This is a genomic window from Sulfitobacter mediterraneus (genome assembly GCF_003054325.1).
Lineage (GTDB): Bacteria > Pseudomonadota > Alphaproteobacteria > Rhodobacterales > Rhodobacteraceae > Sulfitobacter > Sulfitobacter mediterraneus.
Map to the genome: position 1 here is coordinate 203,553 of NZ_QBKU01000004.1, position 19,152 is coordinate 222,704.

Consider the following 19,152-nt stretch of genomic DNA (forward strand, 5'->3'; position numbering starts at 1 on the left):
TTCGCACCTTTGTCTAGGATTAGGCAGCTTTGCCCAATCGGGCTGGGGTACAGCGTGCCGGAGGAGGGTGGAGCGGCAGTGTTACGCTGATCTTAGTGCCTCGTTTCAGGTCGGGATTGGATGAAACAGTGATGGCGCCGTTTTCCCGTTTGATGAGTTTGCGCACCACGGCGAGGCCAAGTCCGCTGCCTTCGACCTCATCGCGTGGTCTTAATGTCTGAAACAATTCGAATATCTTATCGTGATAAAGCGGGGAAATGCCTGGTCCATCGTCTTGGATTTCGAACCGGTACTGATCCGCGAGGATCTCAGCGCGAAAGGTGATCCGGCCAGTGGGCGCATCGTGGTGTTTGATCACATTGGCGAGCAGGTTGGTGCAGATATTACGCAGGACATCGCCTTTGGCCCCGAAGGGCATAGGCATTTTGCCAAAAGACACTTCAAAGTTTTGGTCTGGATCGAGATCTTTCAAAATGGTTGTCACAGCCCGGTGCAGATCCACAAGTTCAAATGCATCAGAGACATGTTCGGCCTGAACATAGGCTAAAAGATCATTGAGATGACCATTCAAGCGGAGCGTGCGTTTCTCTAACAAAGACAAATAAGCGCGGCTCTCGGACGACAGTCGGTTCTCTTCGTCTTCCGAGACCCAGGTGCATAAGTTTTGAATGGCGCTGATCGGGGTGCGCAGATCATGGGCGGTGATATAGGCGAATGTCTCCAATTCTTCATTTGAGTGATGCAGGTCTTCGGCGTTCTTCTTGAAGGTCACAAGCGCGTTGGCCATTTCGCCAAGCTCATCTGACCCAGAGACCGGGATAGGGTGCTTCAAATCGCCCGCGGCAATGGCCAGAACAGACTGATTTAAAACGTGAATGCGTCGATTGAACTGCCGCTCGATAATGCTGTAATTGGCCGAAAAAATGACCGCCAACCCGACAGCAACTGCTACTATCAGTGTCCAGGTAATCTTGGAAATCGCTTGCTGTAGCGCCTGTGAAGCCTCCTCAACAATGTCGCGTGATCGGGTAACCAGATCAGAGGTCAATTGCATCGCACTTGCAGTTAAGGCCTGCTGCGTCAGATGATGGCGCTCCTGCGCCGCGACCAAAGCCGCTAGTGTTCTCTTTTGAGTGAAAATCCCGTCCTGTTCGCGTAACACATCGCGTAAGCCAGCGACATGCTTGGACAAGGCAAGCCGGTCTGGTCCCTCGGGCAATTCGGCGAGATGCAAGATGGCTCTTTGTAATCCCAATTGTGCCTGCGCCAAGGCCCGCGAATGGTCATCTTCTATACTGTTGATGTTCGAAACATGTGCCAGACTGACCACCCTGTCGAGTTCGAAGCTCAGGCTGGTGACCGTCAACGATGGCAGGAAAAGTCCCTCAAATGCTTCGCCGATCATTGCCGCGTTGACATTGTCTGAGTTTGCTACTGATTGCAGAAAGTCATTGGTCTTGCTTGATAAATTCAAGGCGAATTTCTCGAGAAGATCTTGCGATCGCCGGTGTAAGTCGTTCAAAATGACGTATTGGTCTTCCAAGGTTTGCCGGACCCGAAGGAAGGAAATGCGGTCCTCCAGCATCTCGAGCGAACTGGCTTCGGCAAGATCAAGGTTTTTGGTTAACTCAGCAATGGCGATTTGAGATTGGCCAAGTGTGATCAGTCGTTCCAAATTGCGATGCATCTCCTGCACGGATTTGGTGATGTTGTCCCGGATATGATCCGTTGAGTCGCCCGGCTGAATGCGATCAATTCGGTTCATCAAAGCATCCAATTGGACCAGCCCGACCTGAATGCCTCCTGAGCGTTCGAGGATCGGCAGGGCCGTTTGATCAAGCTGGTTATACGATTGCATAATCGCGCGGGCCTGTTGCATGGAGACAAGCCAGACAACTGCGGTCGCCGCTGCTAGGATCAACAATGCAATACGAAGCCGCACAGTGATCCGCGATAAAGAATCTCTCCCCGGTAACCGGAGCCAATTGAGAAACAACATCCCTCTTGCATAGGCCAAGCCCATTAAGACGTTCTTAACGCCCAGAAGATAGGGCTTGGAACATCCAAAATGGATCTGAACCGGACTGTGCCATGCTCTGCAAAACTGATCCGCCGGCTGCGTTGACCCGGAGATATGCCCTCGGGCTTTGCGCGGGTGGACTTGCCTCTGCGGCAGGAGCCTTGTGCGCATCCCCATCCTTAACGGCCGGTTCTGCAATGGATGTAGATGTCTATGTTGAGAATGTTCTGCGGGATCGATTTTCAGGGCACTCACAAACGCTTAGTCTGTTGTTACCAAATGGATCCGGGGCCAATCTCGGGCCAGTCATTGCGGCATTCACGGATCGAACCGGTGTGAATGTCGAACCTATTGAGGTGCCGCTGGATGAGGTTGTGAACACACTTATCCTCGACAATGTTCTGGATCAGCGGCGGTTCGACGTCGCATTGCCGGCAACATTTTCTCTGCCGGATCTGGTCTCCGCCGGCACTTTACTGCCGCTGGATGGTTACGTTGCCGCCCATGAACCGGAAGGATTTCGTGACGGCATCCTCTATCCGACCGGCGATACATTTGACGGTGAAACCTATGGATTTCAGACAGATGGCGATGCCTATCTGATGTTTTACCACGCAGATATGATGTCGAGCACGGATCATCAGGCTCGCTTCTCCGATCGGTTTGGTCAACGGCTTGAAATCCCTCGCACATGGGAGGAGCTGGACCGGCAAATGGCATTCTTTCATGCGCCTGATGATGGGGTCTTTGGCGGTTTGTTGTTTCGCGTGCCACAATTTCTCGCGTGGGAATGGTGGGGACGATTCCATGCCAAGGGGATCTGGCCCATGGCGCCGGATCTCACGCCCCAAATCCACGGAGAGGCGGGTGTCACAGCACTTGAGGAGATGATCCGCGCCACAGAAAGCCTCGCGCCGGGGCACGCCAGCATTGGCCTTTTCGAGAATTGGGAGCGGTACGCCCAGGGTGATATCTATGCGAATATCGGCTGGGGCGGGACGCAAAAATACCTCAACAAAACCAAGTCAGCGATGCAGGGACGCATGGTATTTGGCCCTACGCCCGGCGGACAAATCGGGCAGGGGCCTCTGGCTGTTCCCTACTTCAACTGGGGCTGGAATTTTGTGGTGAGTGCCACGTCTGATCAACCCGAGCTTGCTTATTTGTTTTCACTTTTCGCCGCTAGCCCACGGATGTCGACGTTGGCTGTCGGTCAAACCGACGGGTTTTTCGACCCCTTTCGGGCAGAGCATTACCAGGATGAAACGATCGTCGAGGCCTATTCTGCGCCCTTCCTCAAAGTCCACCGAGAGGCGATGCGCAATGCCATTCCCGATCTCTATCTCAAGGGTCACTCTGAATATTTCGCGGCCTTGGCAAAGGGATTGGATGCAGCGGTCATGGGAAACGTGCAGCCCGAAGAGGCGTTGCGGGGGGTTGCGCAAAAATGGGAATTGATTTCCGGCAAGGCGGGGCATGCACAACAGGTTCTGCGATGGCGGAGCCTGCGTGACAAATATCCGGCGCATGTGAAAGCGGCGTTGAAGGACTTATAAGTTCCTCATGGCGGCGATGTTAAGCAAAAAGAAAGGATGTCTGTGTAGTCCTCTATCTGACTGATTTATTGAGGACATTATGCAAAGCGAACAGATGGCTGCCCAATCTGAGAGTGTTGCCGCCTCTCGGGACACTGGACGAAATTCGCAGGATATCGAGGATTTTATCTATCTTATCAGCCATGATGTGCGAAGCTCTGTCAGGGCCCTACTTGAGCTGCCAAATTGGATCTCCGAAGATTTGGAAGAGGCCGGATTTCCTGTGCAAGGACAGGTTGCGGCTTCGATTGATCTGATGAACCGACATACCAGCAGACTTGATCGCATGCTGGTGGATCTGCTCACGTTCTCGCGTATTGGCAGAATGCAGAGGGTTGAAACCCTATCCTTGGATTTGGTGCTTGATCAGGTATTGGAAGAGCTTGACGTTCCAGGCGCGTTTGACGTGACACGCGATCTGAAAGGGCTAGAAATCACGATCGGCAATCGAGATATTCTGACATTGCTGTCAGCGTTGATTTCCAATGCGGTGAGGCACCATGATAAAACGTCAGGCAAGATTCATGTGGCCGCACTGATGGATGGAACTGAAGTCGTGCTGACAGTTTCTGATGATGGTCCGGGGATCGCTGAAGAGTTTCGGGAGCGGATCTTTGGCGCGATGATCACCCTGCGCCCACGCGATGAGGTCGAGGGCAGCGGGATGGGGTTGGCCAACGTTCGCAAAATCGCAAACTTCTACGGTGGCACCGCATCTGTGGTGCCGTCGGTTTTCGGCAAAGGATGTTGCATTGAAGTGCGGACAACAGGACGGTGCCAGCCTGACAATCCGAATAAACTTTGAACGAAGAAGACTGCCCACTGTACGCGGTATTAAGGTTTGATAAACATAGCCGCGCCAATCTTTCACTCACAAACGCATGTGAAAGAGAGACCAATGCTACAGTCCGGATCAACAGAACTGCAACCTTCACCGCATGTTTCAATGCCCGGTGACATTCGGGCGCTGCTGCTGGATGACAGCAATTTTGATCGTGCGCGTATTCGGCGGCTTAGCCAGCGCACGGGCCTTTCGATCCAATTTGATGAAGTGGATAGCATTGATGCGATGGATCAGGCGGTGATCAACGAAAACTATGACCTGATTTTGATCGACTACCGGCTTCCAGTTGGGGATGGGTTGGTCGCACTGGATCACATCTTGCAAAATGACCAGAACCGTGATGCCGGAAAAATCATGATCACCGGCAATGGTGCGGTCGACACAGCGGTGCAGGCGATGCGAGGGGGCTGCCATGACTACCTCAGAAAAGATGATATGGATGAGGAAATGTTGCATTGCGCAATCGTCAATGCCTTGACAGTTGCGCGAGAGAGGCGCGCACAGACCGCAAATCTCCAAGAGCAGCAGGGCATGATCAAGGACGCACTGTTGAATGCGATGAACGACCAAGAGTTGCGCAAAAATGTTGTTACAATGTTCAAGAAAGAGTTCGACAGTATAACCGCCCTGCGAAAGGCGCGTCTTACCGATCTGAGCCCGGCAGAAATTGATGCATTGATCTCTGGTTTTTCAGAGGAGGATGACTTTATTTTTCACTAACGCGGCATCATTTGGCTTTCCCGCTTGGCGGGGAAGAGAACGACCGCTAAGCCAACGTTATGCGGCTTTTCCTGCTTATCAGTTTGACCATGGTTGCCTTTGCAGCAAATTCCCTTCTCACGCGCCTGGCAATCGCGGGGGGACATATGGACCCGTCCGGCTTTGCCTTGATCAGGGTCCTTTCGGGTGCGGTGGTGCTAGGGATGCTGATGACGCTGCGGGGGGGATCCTTGCGTTTGTTGCGCAAGAAACGGCTTCCCGGTGCGTTTAGTCTGGCCGCTTACATGGTGGGATTTTCGCTGGCCTATCTGACACTTGACGCCGGGCTTGGAGCGTTGATTTTGTTTGGTGTGGTCCAGATTGCGATGTTTGTTCACGCGGCGACCACTGGCATGCGTCCAAGTTTGCGACAGGTCAGTGGGGCAGGGCTGGCATTTGCCGGGTTACTTATTGCGCTTTGGCCGGGTGCGGGTGGGAACACGGATGTGGTTGGTGCCGCTTTGATGGTTGTTGCAGGGCTCGGCTGGGCGGCCTATTCGATCATTGGACGCGGTGCAGTGGATCCGTTGGCGGCGACAACCGCGAACTTCTTGCTTTGTCTTCCGATATTGATCGTTCTGTTGGTCGGCCCGGCACTTTCCCTCACGATCACCGGGGCCGCGCTTGCGATCCTTTGCGGTGGGCTGACATCGGGCCTGGGTTATGCGCTGTGGTATCGGGTTCTGCCGCAAATTGAAGGCGCGACCGCGGCGGTTGTTCAGTTGAGTGTGCCGATTTTGGCGATCCTTGGCGGTGCGCTTTTGCTAAATGAAACCGTTGGCGTTTTGCTGATGGTGGCCGCGGCAATGGTTGTTGGTGGGATCGGATGGACTGTTACCGCACCAAAGGTTCCAGTGGATCATAGGTGATTGCATTCTGAGGGTCGAAAGCCACAGCGCCAAGGCTGTCTGGCTTGTGATGCACATTGGCCAGTTCTTCGGCGGTGACCCAACGCCGATCCGTGACGATCCTGTCAATGTCTTGCCAGTTTGAATCGATCTCGGCTGACCCGATGATGCTACAGCGAAAATAGATGTCCACCTGATGAAAGCTGCCGCCAGGATCGTGAAATTCGTTCACCAAACAGGGTGCGCCAACCTCGATACGCAGCCCTGTTTCCTCAAACACCTCACGACATAGGTTTTCAGGTAGGGATGACCCCGCCTCCACCCCGCCGCCGGGGGGGCACATCAATGCGCTTTGCCCGTTTGCGTAGGCATTGACCAAAAGCAATTTGTTTTCGTGGATCAGAATGGCGCGAACGGCCACGCGTGGGTATTCAGACATGGCGGATCTTTTCGTCAGGTTAACTGAGGGTAGCATTTCACATGGCGGGTTTTCAGTCTATCTCAGTGATATGAACGCACGCTTTGTCATTTCTTTTGTGATTTTCTGGCTGGCCGCACTGCCGGCTTTGGCCGAACAGCGCTGTGCGATATTGCTGCACGGTCTGGCCCGCAGTGAGACCTCTTTTGCATTGATGGAAGCCGCGTTGGAGGCGGAAGGATACCGCATTTTTCGCCCTGGCTATCGGTCGACAGAAGCGTCTATCCAAGACCTGATCAAGCCGACTTTGCCGGATGCGATCGCCGAATGCGGGACCGAGAAGGTTGATTTTGTGACCCATTCGATGGGGGGCATCCTTGTCCGTCAATGGGCCGCAGAAGCGGGCGCAGATATGATTGGCCGCGTTGTGATGCTGGCCCCGCCCAATCAGGGCAGTGAAGTCGTTGATGAATTGGACGATTACAATGTGTTCGGCTGGGTCAATGGACCGGCCGGGGCGCAGATGGGGACGGGGGCGGCATCATTGCCGCGCAGTTTGCCTGCTGTGGACTATCCGGTGGGTGTGATCGCCGGGTCGCAATCGTTGAATCCCTATTTTTCGTCGCTGTTGCCGGGCGCGGATGATGGCAAGGTTTCGGTTGCATCGACGATGGTGGAGGGTATGACGGATCACATCGTCTTGCCGGTGACCCATACCTTTATGATGAACAATCCAAGGGTGATCGCACAAACCATGAGTTTTCTTGAAACCGGATCGTTTGACCGTTCAATGACATGGCTGGACGGTGTTTTGGATTCAATCGGCTGCTCCGATGGGGTGTGCCTGCCCGGAGTGGACCTGCCTGATGACACACCTTGATCTGACCGGTGCTGAGGTGCTGTTGCGGGGTGGGCTGCGGGTTCAGACGGTCTCGTTCGCGCAGGGCGTTATGCAGGCGGAGCAGGTTGGCCGTACAGTGGACTTGACCGGTTTTCTGGTGCTTCCCGGTATTATTGACCTGCATGGTGATGCGTTTGAACGCCACCTTGCGCCGCGCCGAGGCGCGATGAAACAGATGAACGAAGGGTTGATCGCCGCTGAGGCAGAGCTGGCTGCAAACGGGATCACCACCGCCGTTCTGGCGCAATTCGTCAGCTGGGAAGGGGGCTTGCGCGGGTTGGATTTTGCCGATCAGGTGTTCGGCGCGATCCGTGCGACTGCGCCGGATGTGGTGACGGACCTGCGGGCGCAATTGCGATTTGAAACGCATATGCTTGATCTTTATGCAGAGCTGCCGGACCGTATTCGCCAGTGGGGGCTGTCTTATGTGGTGTTCAACGATCATCTGCCGCATGACCGTCTGGCGGCTGGGAAAACACCGAAACGGATGGTGGGGCAGGCGCTTAAGGCGGGGCGCAATCCCGATGTGCATTTGGCCATGATGCAAGGCATGCACGCCCGCGGGGGCGAAGTGCCCGCAGCGCTGGATGCGCTTTGTGCAACTTTGGCTGAGGCCGGTGTTCAGATGGGCAGCCATGACGACCAAACCATCGAAGACCGCGCGATCTGGCGGGGCCGGGGCGTGCGGGTGGCGGAATTTCCTGAAACTCAAGCCGCCGCAGAAGCGGCCCATGCGGCCGGAGATGCGGTGGTGATGGGCGCGCCCAACGTCGTGCGGGGCGGATCGCACAATGGCAATCTGTCGGCGGTTGATCTGATTGCGATGGGCATGTGTGACGCGCTTGCCTCCGATTATCACTACCCATCACCACGCCGGGCGGCGTTGATGTTGGCGGACACGGGGCTATGCGATCTGGCCGCTGCATGGCATCTGGTGTCGGCAGGCCCGGCTAAGGTGCTGGGGCTGGCTGATCGCGGTACGCTGGCGCCGGGGATGCGAGCGGATATGGTGATTTTGCACAAAGACAGCCGCCGCGTGGCGGCGACCCTTGCGGGCGGGCAGTTTTCGTATCTGTCCGGTGAAATCGCAGCGCGGTTTATTGGCTGATCATCCGCGCTGAATGCGGTTCACATGTCCCATTTTGCGCCCCGGTTTGGTGTCCGACTTGCCATAGAGATGCAGGGCGCAATCACGCTCTTTCATCAATTCGGGCACGCGGTCCATGTCATCCCCAATCAGGTTTTCCATCACCACATCCGCATGGCGAGACCCATCTCCCAACGGCCAGCCGGTGATGGCGCGGATATGCTGTTCAAACTGATCCACGGTGCAGCCGTTTTGTGTCCAATGACCCGAATTATGCACGCGCGGGGCAATCTCATTGACCACCAACCCTTGCGCCGTAACAAATAGCTCGACCCCCAGAACACCGACATAATCCAATGCATTCAGGATATTGGCGGCCATCAGGACGGCATCCATGCGCTGGGATGCGCTCAGTTTGGCAGGCACAGTGGTGCTGTGAAGGATGCCATCACGATGCACGTTTTCACCCGGATCAAAGCACGCCACATCGCCCTCTGGGCTGCGGGCGGCGATCACGGATACTTCGTGGCTGAATTCGACAAACCCTTCGAGAACGGCAGGCGCGCCTTGCATGTCAGCGATGGCCTGATCCGCGTCGCTGTCGCTGCGCAGCCGGGCCTGACCTTTGCCGTCATAACCAAACCGCCGGGTTTTCAGGATCGCGGGTGCGCCGATGGTGTCCACGGCGATCTGCATCGCGGCGGCGTCTGGCACATCGGCGAAGGGCGCAACTGTGAGGCCCAAACCTTGCAGGAATTCTTTCTCTGTCAGGCGATCCTGAGAGATCCGCAGCGCCTCGCGACCCGGCCGGATCGCCACTTGCGCCTCAATCACATCCAAGGCGGCGGTTGGCACGTTTTCAAATTCGAATGTCACCACATCGCAGGACTTTGCAAAACGCAAAAGTGCATCGTGATCGTCATAGCTTGCGGTGGTCACTGCATCCGCGACATGGCCCGCAGGCGGGTTAGCGCCCGGTTCAAAGATATGCGTTTTGAAGCCAAGCCGCGCCGCCGCAACAGACAGCATTCGGCCCAATTGTCCGCCGCCCAGAATACCGATTGTGCTGCCGAGGGGGAGAGGGTTACTCATCTACCGGAGCCTCCGGAATTGACGCGCTCAGCGCATCGCGCCATTCATCGAGCCGCTTTGCTACACCTGCGTCTTGCAACGCCAGAATGCCTGCGGCCATCAATCCGGCATTGGCAGCACCCGCCGCGCCGATGGCCATGGTTGCCACGGGAAACCCTTTGGGCATCTGCAAAATCGAATACAGGGAATCCACCCCTGAAAGCGCCTTGGTCTGCACCGGCACGCCAATCACCGGCACACGGGTTTTGGAGGCCATCATCCCCGGCAAATGCGCGGCGCCGCCCGCGCCCGCGATGATCACTTGCAGGCCACGGTCCACTGCCGTTTTGCCATACTCCCAAAGCCGGTCAGGTGTGCGATGCGCAGAAACGATCCGTGTCTCATAGGCAATGCCCAATTCATCCAGCAGCGTTGCCGCCTCGCGCATGGTGGCCCAGTCCGACTGAGATCCCATGATAATACCAACAGGGGGGGTGGTCATGAAACTGGGCCTTTGCTTAGAAATTTGAAGAAGCGGCACTATAGCCAAGCGGCCCGCCGTGGCAATGCAACACCGGCGCTTTAGGCAATGATATCAGGGGTCAGGCGGTCTTCGATCTGGGCAATCAGATCCTTGAGCCGCAGTTTGCGCTTTTTCAGCCGCTGAAGGGTCAGTTGATCGCCGGTTTTTCGATCCACAAGCGCATGAATGGCCTCGTCGAGATCACGGTGCTCGCGGCGGAACACTTCCAGTTCCACACGCAGCACATCGTCGTTTTTCATCGACAGATCTTGGGGGTCGGTCATGGGCAGGTGATTCCGTTTGGCATCGGTCCGTTGAATATAGGGGTTAGCCATGATCGCGCATAGCCCTTGCACCGCGCCAAATGCGCCCCCATATTCTTTTTACCGGGTTGCCGCATCAGGGGCCTGATATTTGACTGTCGCTTGAGATCGTAAGGACGTGTCGCATGACAAAAATGACGCTTGGCTCTTATCCCCATATGTTGGGGTTTGAACAGCTGGAACGGGTGCTGGAACGCACGGCCAAAGGTGGCAACGAAGGGTATCCCCCGTTCAACATCGAACAGACATCTGATTTTAGCTATCGCATCACATTGGCCGTGGCCGGGTTTGCCGATGAAGATCTGTCGATCACCGTTGAGGACCGCCAGTTGGTGATCCGTGGCCGCCAGACCGACGATTCCGCGGGGCGTGTGTTCCTGCATCGCGGTATTGCGGCGCGGCAGTTCCAACGCTCGTTTGTTCTGGCAGACGGGGTCGAGGTTGGAGAGGCGCTGATGGAGAACGGTTTGCTGCATGTGGACTTGACCCGCGCCAAACCAGAGACAGTTGTACAGACAATCGCGATTAAGAAAGGGTAGCCAAGTGGAAAATATCAACGCCCAGACATCCAAGGACCGGACCGTTTATGTGAAAACAATTGCGGTGACGGATCTACCGCGTGAGGTCCGCGCACAGGCCGAAGGTCTCGAACAGCTTTATGCGGTGCATGACGCCGAAGGGCAGCAGCTCGCGCTGGTGGGCAATCGCAAGCTGGCCTTTCATCTGGCCCGCGAACACGACTATGCGCCGGTGATGGTGCATTGACCGGTTGATCGAACCTCAGAAACGCAAAAGGCCGCAGTTTCCACTGCGGCCTTTTTTGTAGCTTGTGTGGCGATCAAAGGCTCATTGCGTTGATCAAACCCATGCTTTCCAATTTGAGCAGCACCTGATGGGCGCAGTTGTCGACCTCAACATTTTCGGTCTCAAGGCTCAACTCGGGGTTTGTTGGAACATCGTAGGGGTCTGAGATACCTGTGAATTCCTTGATCTTCCCTTCGCGGGCCAACTTGTACAGGCCTTTGCGATCGCGGCGTTCACATTCCTCAATCGACGTCGCGACATGGACCTCGACAAAGGCACCAAAGTTTTCGACGTCTTCGCGCACGGCGCGGCGTGTGGTGGCATAGGGCGCGATGGGCGCACAGATGGCAATGCCGCCATTTTTGGTAATCTCAGAGGCGACATAACCAATACGGCGGATGTTCAGATCGCGGTGTTCCTTGCTAAAGCCCAGTTCAGAGCTGAGATTTTTGCGCACGATGTCACCGTCAAGAAGGGTCACAGGGCGGCCACCCATTTCCATCAATTTGACCATCAAGGCGTTGGCAACCGTAGATTTGCCAGAGCCGGAGAAGCCGGTGAAAAACACGGTAAAGCCTTGCTGGCTGCGCGGCGGGCGGGTGCGGCGTAGCTCTTTGACGACCTCTGGGAACGAGAACCATTCTGGGATCTCAAGGCCCTCTTGCAAGCGGCGGCGCAATTCGGTGCCCGAGATGTTCAGGATCGTTACGTCGTCCTTGTCCAAGATCTCATCAGCGGGTTCGTATTGGGCGCGTTCCTGCACATATACCATGTGCTTAAAATCGACCATTTCGATGCCCATTTCCTCTTGATGTTCGCGGAACAGATCCTGCGCATCATAGGGGCCGTAGAAATCGTCACCCTGCGCGTTCTTGCCGGGGCCCGCATGATCGCGGCCAACGATGAAATGGGTGCAGCCGTGGTTCTTGCGGATCAACCCATGCCAAACGGCCTCGCGCGGGCCGGCCATGCGCATGGCGAGGTTTAGCAAAGACATGTTGGTGGTGGCGGCGGGATATTTGTCGAGCACGGCCTCATAGCAGCGCACGCGGGTAAAGTGATCCACATCGCCGGGTTTGGTCATGCCCACCACTGGATGGATCAGCAGGTTCGCCTGTGCTTCGCGGGCGGCCCGGAAGGTCAGTTCCTGATGCGCACGGTGCAAGGGGTTGCGGGTTTGGAAGGCCACAATCTTGCGCCAGCCCAGCTTGCGGAAATAGGCGCGCAATTCGTTTGGTGTGTCGCGGCGAGCGCGGAAATCATAGTGGACAGGTTGTTGGATGCCCGTAACCGGACCGCCGAGATATACGCTACCCGATTGATTATGAAGATAGTTCACGGCTGGATGGGTGTCGTCATCCGCGCCGAAAACCTTTTCCGCCTCACGCGATTTGTCGGGTGTCCAGCGGTCGGTCACTGTCATCGTGCCAAGGATCACGCCCTCTTGGTCGCGCAGCGCGATGTCTTGCCCCACTTCGATCGAGGCGGCGAATTCCTCAGAGACATCCAGCGTGATCGGCATCGGCCAGAGGCTGCCATCGGCCAGCCGCATGTTCTCAACAACACCGTTGTAGTCTTCTTCGGACAGGAACCCCTTGAGCGGATTGAATCCGCCGTTCATCAACAGTTCCAAATCACAGATCTGACGCGGAGACAGATCGTGGCTGGTCAGTTCCGCCGCCTCAAGTTTCATCTTTTGCGCGGAATCGTAGGATACAAAAAGCTCCGGTATCGGGGCCAGATTGCTCAACATTGTCATGGTTTTCTCGTTTTGCCTCAGGTCGCAGCGCGACTTTCCCGCGCGGTATGCCCCCTCAATAAGACAAATGTCTAGCAAAGCTCGAAAAAACAGCTTTCAAAAAGGAAAAAGTTCGCGGTTTGGCGCAAAAACCACGCCAAACCGTCTAAATCAGCGTTAAACGCCCTCTTTTACTTCTGCGCCGTGGCCCAGCGGCAGGGAGGTATCTTTGCCTTCGTCGTCACCGACCTCGGCCAGAAAGCGCTCTGCTTCAAGCGCGGCCATACATCCCATGCCCGCGCTGGTTACGGCCTGACGGTATTTGTGGTCCGTCAGATCGCCCGCGGCAAATACGCCGGGGATCGAGGTTTCGGTACTGTCAGGCTTGGTCACGACATAGCCGCCCATATGGGTCTCCAGCGTGTCTTTGACCAATTCGTTGGCGGGTGCGTGGCCGATGGCGACAAACACGCCTTTGGCCGGAATGTCCGTGATCTCGCCGGTTTTGGTGTGTTTGACCTTCACCCCTTCAACCCCCAGCGGATTGTCGGTACCGTAAACCTCTTCCAGCTCATGGAACCAAAGCGGCTCAATCTTGGGGTTTTTCATCAAGCGGTTGATCAGGATCTTCTCCGCCCGCAACTCGTCGCGGCGGTGGATGAGGGTGACCTTGGAGGCAAAGTTCGTGAGGAACAATGCCTCTTCCACGGCGGTGTTGCCGCCGCCAATGACCACGATTTCCTGACCGCGATAGAAAAATCCGTCACAGGTCGCGCAGGCAGAGACGCCAAAGCCCTTGAATTTTTCCTCGGTTTCAAGGCCCAGCCATTTGGCGCGGGCGCCAGTGGCAAGGATCACAGCGTCGGCCACATAGGTGGTGCCACTGTCGCCCTTGGCGTGGAAAGGGCGGCTCGACAGATCCAGATCGGTGATGATGTCGCCGATGATTTCGGTGCCCATGGCTTTGGCGTGTTCTTGCATACGGATCATCAGGTCCGGGCCTTGCACCTCGGAATCTCCGGGCCAGTTTTCGACCTCGGTTGTTGTGGTCAACTGGCCGCCGGGCTCGATGCCCTGCACCAAAATAGGTTCCAGCATGGCGCGGCTGGCGTAAACGCCTGCGGTATATCCCGCCGGACCTGAGCCGATGATCAGAACCTTTGTTTTGCGTGTCTCGGCCATATGGCACCCCCGAAGATCAATTGTAGCTTGATCGATATAGCCATGGCGGCGGTCTGCTTAAACCCCTGATAAACTCGGAGGTGAGGGCAAGGCGGCTTTACCTGCTTTGGAAATCCGATTATCAGCCGCAAACCCAAGCTGTTAGCGCCTGAGGTCAATGACCGTTCTTTGGTGCGCTTTGAGGGCAATTGAACATCGCAGAAAGAATCTTGCGTGGATGCGAAACATTATTGCGTGCGCCACTGGCGCTGCTATAAGAATCGCAATCTTGAAAGGGGCAAACATGGCAGGCACACGGCTTGATCCGATTGATCGGAAAATTCTGGCTGAATTGCAGGCGGACGGTCGTATGACCAACGTTGAATTGGCCAAACGGGTTGGCATTTCCGCGCCGCCTTGTCTGCGCCGGGTGCGGACCCTTGAGGAACAGGGATATATCAAAGGATACCATGCCGAGGTCGACGCCCGCGAGCTGGGTTTTGAGGTGCAGGTGTTTGCGATGGTGGGGCTGGCCAGTCAGGCCGAGGTCGATTTGAGCGCCTTCGAAGCAAAATGCCGGGAATGGCCGCTGGTGCGCGAGTGTCACATGCTGAACGGTGAGGTGGATTTTATCCTCAAATGCGTCGCGCCGGACCTCTCAAGCTTTCAAAGCTTTCTGACCGGTGATTTGCTGACCACGCCCAATGTGGCCAGCGTAAAAACCAGTCTGGTGATCCGTGGCGCCAAGGATGAACCCGGCGTTCCCTTTGATGTGTTGGAACAGCGGCTCGAAACTCAGGCCTGAAGCGCAAAAATTGTTTCGGCCTCTGCGCCGATTTCGGGTGCGCGGGGATGTGCCAATGGTCCAAAATCCGACAATGTGTCGATCTGTGGGAACATTTCCAAGAACCGGTCCCGCAACGAAGATGAAGTTGCCCGCATCGCTTGGGCGCCGGGGTGAAATGTCTCCATCTCCAGCCCGCCTGCATTGATCGCCGCATGGCGCGACAGGCATATGTGGAACAGGCGCACCGGGGTTGGCGGCACCACTTCGATCACATTCACACCATCGACAAATTCCCGCACCGGGGTCAGCAGTTTGGTTTCGCCAGCTTCACCGCGCAGATGATGCGGGGTCTTGAGGATACGCGCGCCAGGTCCAACGGTCAGGAATGACGAGGGACGTGCCGGACCAAAACTATCTGCCATGATCCGCAGCAATGGCATCCGGCGTCCGGCATCGGCAGGCACAAAACTGCTGGAACCGATCCAGATCACCTTTGCAGGTTCGCCCGACGAGGTGTTGACCATGTCGCCCGGTTGCAGATCTTCCACTGCGATGCCGCCGCTTTCGGTTTGGATAACAGTGCCGCGGGCAAAGGCGGAGAACGCGGATTCGAACAATGACAGGGCAGGTGCCCGGTCTTGTCCGATGAACAGCGATCCGTCCTTGCGCAGGGCAGCAATTTCAAAACTGCGCATGGGCACAGACGATGTGCCACGCCCGCCACGCTGTGCCGGTGGATATTGGGCAAAGCCCGGCTGTGACAGTCCTGCGGATGTCGCACCAGTGGTGCGGTATGCGTTCAGTGTCATGCGATAACCTTTCTCAGGTTTGTCACATCCGTGCCGGCCCCCACCGACAACCACGGAAATAACAGGTGTCATTTCATGTCTTCATTGCAGCGAAAATCGCAGCCCAAGCCCATGACTGTCAAAAAACGGCGGACATTGACGCCTTTTTCTTTCCCAATTCTGAGGGGGTTTGCCTTACTGTTTCCTTAATTGCGGATGGATTTGCCACATTTGAAAACAAAAACGCCCCGCATGCGAATCAACACATGCGGGGCGTTCTGAACGAGGGAACGTTCAAATCCCGTTAACCGGGAGGGAGGTTTCTTTGGTTATGCGCTCTTGCGCTGCGGCTCTGCCGCGTTGCGCTTGGCGATGAATGCAGCGCGGCGTGCGCCACGGGCCCAGGGCATCACTGTATCGTTCTTGGCTGCGGCTTCGACGACACCTTTGATGAAGCGTTTGTTGGTTTTCATGGCTCTGGTCCTCTTGTGCATTCTGGTCTGGGCGTTTGCCCTTGCTTGAGGATGAATATGGCGGGTCAATCGGGCCGGTTTTTGGCAATTTGAGAAAAAGTTGAGAAAACTTAGGCGCAGTTTATGTCGCTTTATGGTCAGCTTGCCCCAATTGCCGGGTGCCCTTGTTTTTATGGGCTAGGCGGCCCTGCGGTCACCAATCAGATGGAAAATCGCGCATTGTTTCCAGATTGGGGTCGCGCATTTAGGCAGGTCTGGGGCAGGTTTTGCCCCAATCCTGCCAAGATCAAAGGGTGATGCAGGCAATCAGGCGCCCATAGTCCGCTTCTTTTGCGTGGGTGGTGCGCCGGTAGGAATAAAACCGGTCGGGATCACTATACGTACAGTGCCGTGTCCATTCGGCATGGCCGACGCCCGCTGCCCGCAGGCGGTTCAAGCCAAATCCGGGCAGATCAAACTGCATCCGGTCTGCCTCACCTTGGGCGAAATAGCGGGCATAGTCGGGATCTTCGGCCAGAAAATCCTCAAAGAATTCAGGACCAACCTCATAGGCGCGTTGGCTGATGGAGGGACCGATGACGGCTGTGATGTTGCCGGCTGTGGCGCCCAAGTTCACCATCGCGTCCACGGTCGCCTGCAAAACGCCGTCAAGCGCCCCGCGCCAGCCCGCGTGCGCCGCGCCAATAACGCCTGCATCTGGGTCGGCAAACAGAACCGGCTGGCAATCGGCGGTCAGGATCGACAGCGCAAGGCCGGGCATATTGGTGACCAAGGCATCGGCCCGCGGCTTGTCCTCGGTTGCGCCGGTGGCGGTGACAACATCGGCAGAATGCACCTGATGCACCCCCAGCAGGCAGTCCGGTGCCACGCCCATCGCCTCTGCGACGCGGGTGCGGTTGATCTTCACGATCTCGGATTGATCAGAGCTGCCATGGCCGCAGTTCAGCCCGGCAAACACACCCGACGACGCGCCGCCCTTGCGGGTAAAGAACCCGTGGCGCAGGGGGGCAAGGCTGTCAGTTGTCAGAATCTCTAGTGTCATGGATCCAATCCCGGAGGCGGCGTGCCGCCCTTGGGAAAGAGCGCCATCACTTTGAACAGGTTTCCCATTTCTGCGGGATGCGTCAACCGGCGATGTGCGGCAATATGGTTTTCGAGTGCCGATCCGCTGAGCGCACTGGCCAGTTGCTGCGCCCTTTGGGTGATGCCAAGACGTTCCAAAAACACCCCTTGGGCGGTGACGCGGCTATAGGCACAATCGGTTGCGGCCATGGCCAGTGCTTCGAAATCGACATGGGCGGTCAGGTCAGCCCGCCCCGGTTCGGCCAATGGATCGGTGGTTTTGTGGCCTTGCACAGCTTGCAGCGTATCGCCCAAGCTGCGCCAATCGCCATAGTCGACGATCAGGGCGACACCGCCATATGCGTCGATACGTTTGGCGATCTGCGCGGTGGTTGTTCTGGCCAAGGTGCAGGTCTCAATCAGATCACCGTCTTTGGTATCTTCCAGCCGGAAGTTCAGCTCCGGACGCGATTGAGCCGGGCTCAGGCCCATGGTTAGTGCTGCACCTTCCACACCGATGCTACGCTCGCGCCAGTTTGGCCCGGCCCGCTGGAACTGCCGGATCGGCAGCGCGTCAAAAAACTCGTTGGCTATAAGGAACAGGGGCTGATCCGGCAGATCAAACGCCGTGTCCAGCCAGCGTACAGGATGCTGGCTCAGAGTTTCGCGCTGCACATCCCGCAGGGCGGGAGAGGCCTCGATCAAGATGATCTCTGCGGCATCCAGAAAACCCGGTACCTGATTTGCCGCTCGCAGCAGGTCGGCCATCAATGTGCCGCGCCCCGGTCCAAGCTCGGCCAGAGTGAACGGCTTTGGCGCCCCTTGATCCAACCATGCCTGTGCCAGCGCAAGGCCAATCAATTCGCCAAACATCTGGCTGATGTCTGGCGCGGTGACAAAATCGCCCTGCTGTCCAAACGGCGTTTGGCTCGTGTAATAGCCAAGCGTTGGATGCAGAAGGCAGGTAGACATGTAATCGTCCAGTCGCATCGGGCCTTCGGCTGTGATCCGGGCGATGATGTGGTCCTTGAGGGTCATGGGCGGGCGCGAAGGATCAGGAACAGGCCAACGGCAATCATCGGCAGGCTCAGGATCTGGCCCATGGTCAGGCCAAACTCGCCCAATTGCCATGCAAGGCCCAGCGGATTGCCATCGGAGACAAACTGCGCGTCAGGCTGGCGGACAAATTCGACGGCAAACCGCGCCGCGCCGTAACCGGCAAGGAATGTCCCGCAAATCACGCCGCTGCGTTTCAGCGCCCCGCGCCGCCATGCGAGCCAGAGGATCAGACCACCAAGGATCAGCCCTTCGAGCAGCGCCTCATAAAGCTGCGAGGGATGGCGGGCGCAGATACCTAGCACCTCCGGGCAAAACTGTGCAGCCTCGGTTGGGAAGGCGACACCCCATGGCAAATCGGTGGGGCGCCCCCAAAGCTCGGCGTTGATGAAGTTCGCAATGCGGCCAAGCAACAGGCCGGGGGCAAGGCCAAGGCAGATCATGTCGGCGGTGGCCAGCTTCGGGATGGCGTGGCGCTGAGTATAGGCAAAGCCCGCGATGATCACGCCGAGAGCGCCGCCATGAAAGGACATGCCGCCCTGCCAAACCTGAAGGATCTGGCCGGGATTGGCGAGGTAATGTGCGGGCTGGTAAAACATGACATAGCCCAGCCGGCCGCCCAGAATGACCCCAAGTATGACCCAGAACAACATATCCTCGACCTGTTGCGGGGTCATCGGCGGGGTGTCTTTGCGCCAAAGGCTGGTGTTTCGTACAGTGCGGAGCACTATCCGCCATCCCAGCAGAATGCCGACGATATAGGCCATCGCATACCAGCGCAGGGCAAAGGTCATGCCAAACAAAGAGACAGAAAAAATCTCGGGGGCGATATCGGGAAAGGGGATCAATGCGGTCATGGCGCTGATTGAGCGTGCCGCGCTGGGGAAGTCAACC

At 56.7% G+C, this 19,152-nt stretch carries 21 protein-coding genes; 9 read left to right on the top strand and 12 right to left on the bottom strand.

Going from position 1 to position 19,152, the window contains the following annotated elements:
- Positions 1 to 19: 19 nt before the first annotated feature.
- Positions 20 to 1,879: a sensor histidine kinase gene (locus C8N31_RS08325; RefSeq protein WP_170116157.1), complete on the bottom strand. Its 1,860-nt coding sequence runs from the start codon at positions 1,877 to 1,879 to the stop codon at positions 20 to 22.
- Positions 1,880 to 2,289: 410 nt separating this feature from the next.
- Here C8N31_RS08325 and C8N31_RS08330 point away from each other — a divergent pair, with 410 nt between their 5' ends.
- The 4 genes from C8N31_RS08330 to C8N31_RS08345 all read left to right on the top strand — a co-directional run bounded on the left by C8N31_RS08330 (position 2,290) and on the right by C8N31_RS08345 (position 6,087).
- On the top strand, positions 2,290 to 3,576 hold the full coding sequence (locus tag C8N31_RS08330) for an ABC transporter substrate-binding protein (RefSeq protein ID WP_420834947.1): 1,287 nt from the start codon (positions 2,290 to 2,292) through the stop codon (positions 3,574 to 3,576).
- 79 nt (positions 3,577 to 3,655) lie between these two features.
- Positions 3,656 to 4,420, top strand: coding sequence for a sensor histidine kinase (locus tag C8N31_RS08335; protein WP_025047883.1), 765 nt, complete (start codon positions 3,656 to 3,658; stop codon positions 4,418 to 4,420).
- 93 nt (positions 4,421 to 4,513) lie between these two features.
- The gene (locus C8N31_RS08340; RefSeq protein WP_081785670.1) at positions 4,514 to 5,179 is read left to right on the top strand and encodes a response regulator; all 666 of its coding nucleotides are present in this window, start codon (positions 4,514 to 4,516) and stop codon (positions 5,177 to 5,179) included.
- 59 nt (positions 5,180 to 5,238) lie between these two features.
- Positions 5,239 to 6,087 carry a DMT family transporter gene (locus tag C8N31_RS08345; RefSeq protein WP_025047881.1) on the top strand — a complete coding sequence of 283 codons (849 nt, stop codon included), beginning with the start codon at positions 5,239 to 5,241 and terminating at the stop codon, positions 6,085 to 6,087.
- Here C8N31_RS08345 and C8N31_RS08350 read toward each other — a convergent pair.
- Positions 6,053 to 6,505, bottom strand: coding sequence for an NUDIX domain-containing protein (locus C8N31_RS08350; RefSeq protein ID WP_037918273.1), 453 nt, complete (start codon positions 6,503 to 6,505; stop codon positions 6,053 to 6,055). The two genes, C8N31_RS08345 and C8N31_RS08350, sit on opposite strands and share 35 nt — an antisense overlap.
- A gap of 70 nt (positions 6,506 to 6,575) precedes the next feature.
- Between C8N31_RS08350 and C8N31_RS08355 the strand changes: the two genes are divergently transcribed.
- Both C8N31_RS08355 and C8N31_RS08360 read left to right on the top strand, forming a co-directional pair.
- Entirely contained in the window at positions 6,576 to 7,364 is a 789-nt protein-coding gene (locus C8N31_RS08355) for an alpha/beta fold hydrolase (protein ID WP_025047879.1), read from the top strand.
- Positions 7,351 to 8,493 carry an alpha-D-ribose 1-methylphosphonate 5-triphosphate diphosphatase gene (locus tag C8N31_RS08360; protein ID WP_025047878.1) on the top strand — a complete coding sequence of 381 codons (1,143 nt, stop codon included), beginning with the start codon at positions 7,351 to 7,353 and terminating at the stop codon, positions 8,491 to 8,493. The genes C8N31_RS08355 and C8N31_RS08360 overlap by 14 nt, the downstream gene beginning before the upstream one ends.
- Here C8N31_RS08360 and C8N31_RS08365 read toward each other — a convergent pair whose 3' ends face one another.
- The 3 genes from C8N31_RS08365 to C8N31_RS08375 form a co-directional block, all read right to left on the bottom strand.
- On the bottom strand, positions 8,494 to 9,564 hold the full coding sequence (locus C8N31_RS08365; protein WP_025047877.1) for a 5-(carboxyamino)imidazole ribonucleotide synthase: 1,071 nt from the start codon (positions 9,562 to 9,564) through the stop codon (positions 8,494 to 8,496).
- Positions 9,557 to 10,045: a 5-(carboxyamino)imidazole ribonucleotide mutase gene (purE, locus tag C8N31_RS08370; protein ID WP_025047876.1), complete on the bottom strand. Its 489-nt coding sequence runs from the start codon at positions 10,043 to 10,045 to the stop codon at positions 9,557 to 9,559. The genes C8N31_RS08365 and purE overlap by 8 nt, the downstream gene beginning before the upstream one ends.
- 80 nt (positions 10,046 to 10,125) lie before the next feature.
- Complete coding sequence (locus C8N31_RS08375) at positions 10,126 to 10,350, bottom strand: YdcH family protein (RefSeq protein ID WP_025047875.1); 225 nt, start codon at positions 10,348 to 10,350, stop codon at positions 10,126 to 10,128.
- Between the two features lie 164 nt (positions 10,351 to 10,514).
- Between C8N31_RS08375 and C8N31_RS08380 the strand changes: the two genes are divergently transcribed.
- A complete protein-coding gene (locus C8N31_RS08380) occupies positions 10,515 to 10,928 on the top strand; it encodes an Hsp20 family protein (RefSeq protein ID WP_025047874.1) in 414 nt (137 codons plus the stop codon).
- Positions 10,929 to 10,932: 4 nt separating this feature from the next.
- Positions 10,933 to 11,154 (top strand): DUF1150 family protein, encoded by a 222-nt coding sequence (locus C8N31_RS08385; RefSeq protein WP_025047873.1) that lies wholly within the window; start codon positions 10,933 to 10,935, stop codon positions 11,152 to 11,154.
- Between the two features lie 73 nt (positions 11,155 to 11,227).
- On the opposite strand, the gene C8N31_RS08390 is transcribed toward C8N31_RS08385, so the two are convergent.
- Both C8N31_RS08390 and trxB read right to left on the bottom strand, forming a co-directional pair.
- Positions 11,228 to 12,952, bottom strand: a complete 1,725-nt coding sequence (locus tag C8N31_RS08390) for a bifunctional sulfate adenylyltransferase/adenylylsulfate kinase (RefSeq protein WP_025047872.1) — start codon at positions 12,950 to 12,952, stop codon at positions 11,228 to 11,230.
- Positions 12,953 to 13,108: 156 nt separating this feature from the next.
- A complete protein-coding gene (trxB, locus tag C8N31_RS08395; RefSeq protein ID WP_025047871.1) occupies positions 13,109 to 14,113 on the bottom strand; it encodes a thioredoxin-disulfide reductase in 1,005 nt (334 codons plus the stop codon).
- Between the two features lie 283 nt (positions 14,114 to 14,396).
- Between trxB and C8N31_RS08400 the strand changes: the two genes are divergently transcribed.
- Positions 14,397 to 14,897, top strand: coding sequence for an Lrp/AsnC family transcriptional regulator (locus C8N31_RS08400; RefSeq protein WP_025047870.1), 501 nt, complete (start codon positions 14,397 to 14,399; stop codon positions 14,895 to 14,897).
- On the opposite strand, the gene C8N31_RS08405 is transcribed toward C8N31_RS08400, so the two are convergent.
- The 5 genes from C8N31_RS08405 to lgt all read right to left on the bottom strand — a co-directional run bounded on the left by C8N31_RS08405 (position 14,888) and on the right by lgt (position 19,115).
- Complete coding sequence (locus tag C8N31_RS08405; RefSeq protein ID WP_081785676.1) at positions 14,888 to 15,688, bottom strand: Hint domain-containing protein; 801 nt, start codon at positions 15,686 to 15,688, stop codon at positions 14,888 to 14,890. The genes C8N31_RS08400 and C8N31_RS08405 overlap by 10 nt on opposite strands.
- Before the next feature lie 308 nt (positions 15,689 to 15,996).
- Positions 15,997 to 16,140 (bottom strand): hypothetical protein, encoded by a 144-nt coding sequence (locus C8N31_RS20340; protein ID WP_162933430.1) that lies wholly within the window; start codon positions 16,138 to 16,140, stop codon positions 15,997 to 15,999.
- Positions 16,141 to 16,426: 286 nt separating this feature from the next.
- Positions 16,427 to 17,182, bottom strand: coding sequence for a peptidoglycan editing factor PgeF (pgeF, locus tag C8N31_RS08415; protein WP_025047867.1), 756 nt, complete (start codon positions 17,180 to 17,182; stop codon positions 16,427 to 16,429).
- A complete protein-coding gene (locus C8N31_RS08420; RefSeq protein ID WP_025047866.1) occupies positions 17,179 to 18,240 on the bottom strand; it encodes a class I SAM-dependent methyltransferase in 1,062 nt (353 codons plus the stop codon). The genes pgeF and C8N31_RS08420 overlap by 4 nt, the downstream gene beginning before the upstream one ends.
- Positions 18,237 to 19,115 (bottom strand): prolipoprotein diacylglyceryl transferase, encoded by an 879-nt coding sequence (lgt, locus tag C8N31_RS08425; protein ID WP_025047865.1) that lies wholly within the window; start codon positions 19,113 to 19,115, stop codon positions 18,237 to 18,239. Before lgt ends, C8N31_RS08420 begins: the two co-directional genes overlap by 4 nt.
- Positions 19,116 to 19,152: the final 37 nt, after the last annotated feature.

Bases quoted from the DNA above. Each gene is read 5' to 3' on its own strand.
- lgt (WP_025047865.1), bottom strand. From the start codon at position 19,115: ATGACCGCATTGATCCCCTTTCCCGATATCGCCCCCGAGATTTTTTCT.
- C8N31_RS08355 (WP_025047879.1), top strand. From the start codon at position 6,576: ATGAACGCACGCTTTGTCATTTCTTTTGTGATTTTCTGGCTGGCCGCA.
- C8N31_RS08360 (WP_025047878.1), top strand. From the start codon at position 7,351: ATGACACACCTTGATCTGACCGGTGCTGAGGTGCTGTTGCGGGGTGGG.
- C8N31_RS08375 (WP_025047875.1), bottom strand. From the start codon at position 10,350: ATGACCGACCCCCAAGATCTGTCGATGAAAAACGACGATGTGCTGCGT.
- C8N31_RS20340 (WP_162933430.1), bottom strand. From the start codon at position 16,140: ATGAAAACCAACAAACGCTTCATCAAAGGTGTCGTCGAAGCCGCAGCC.
- C8N31_RS08380 (WP_025047874.1), top strand. From the start codon at position 10,515: ATGACAAAAATGACGCTTGGCTCTTATCCCCATATGTTGGGGTTTGAA.
- C8N31_RS08390 (WP_025047872.1), bottom strand. From the start codon at position 12,952: ATGACAATGTTGAGCAATCTGGCCCCGATACCGGAGCTTTTTGTATCC.
- C8N31_RS08405 (WP_081785676.1), bottom strand. From the start codon at position 15,688: ATGACACTGAACGCATACCGCACCACTGGTGCGACATCCGCAGGACTG.
- pgeF (WP_025047867.1), bottom strand. From the start codon at position 17,182: ATGACACTAGAGATTCTGACAACTGACAGCCTTGCCCCCCTGCGCCAC.
- purE (WP_025047876.1), bottom strand. From the start codon at position 10,045: ATGACCACCCCCCCTGTTGGTATTATCATGGGATCTCAGTCGGACTGG.
- C8N31_RS08400 (WP_025047870.1), top strand. From the start codon at position 14,397: ATGGCAGGCACACGGCTTGATCCGATTGATCGGAAAATTCTGGCTGAA.
- C8N31_RS08420 (WP_025047866.1), bottom strand. From the start codon at position 18,240: ATGACCCTCAAGGACCACATCATCGCCCGGATCACAGCCGAAGGCCCG.
- trxB (WP_025047871.1), bottom strand. From the start codon at position 14,113: ATGGCCGAGACACGCAAAACAAAGGTTCTGATCATCGGCTCAGGTCCG.
- C8N31_RS08365 (WP_025047877.1), bottom strand. From the start codon at position 9,564: ATGAGTAACCCTCTCCCCCTCGGCAGCACAATCGGTATTCTGGGCGGC.
- C8N31_RS08340 (WP_081785670.1), top strand. From the start codon at position 4,514: ATGCTACAGTCCGGATCAACAGAACTGCAACCTTCACCGCATGTTTCA.
- C8N31_RS08325 (WP_170116157.1), bottom strand. From the start codon at position 1,879: ATGCAACAGGCCCGCGCGATTATGCAATCGTATAACCAGCTTGATCAA.
- C8N31_RS08345 (WP_025047881.1), top strand. From the start codon at position 5,239: ATGCGGCTTTTCCTGCTTATCAGTTTGACCATGGTTGCCTTTGCAGCA.
- C8N31_RS08335 (WP_025047883.1), top strand. From the start codon at position 3,656: ATGCAAAGCGAACAGATGGCTGCCCAATCTGAGAGTGTTGCCGCCTCT.
- C8N31_RS08350 (WP_037918273.1), bottom strand. From the start codon at position 6,505: ATGTCTGAATACCCACGCGTGGCCGTTCGCGCCATTCTGATCCACGAA.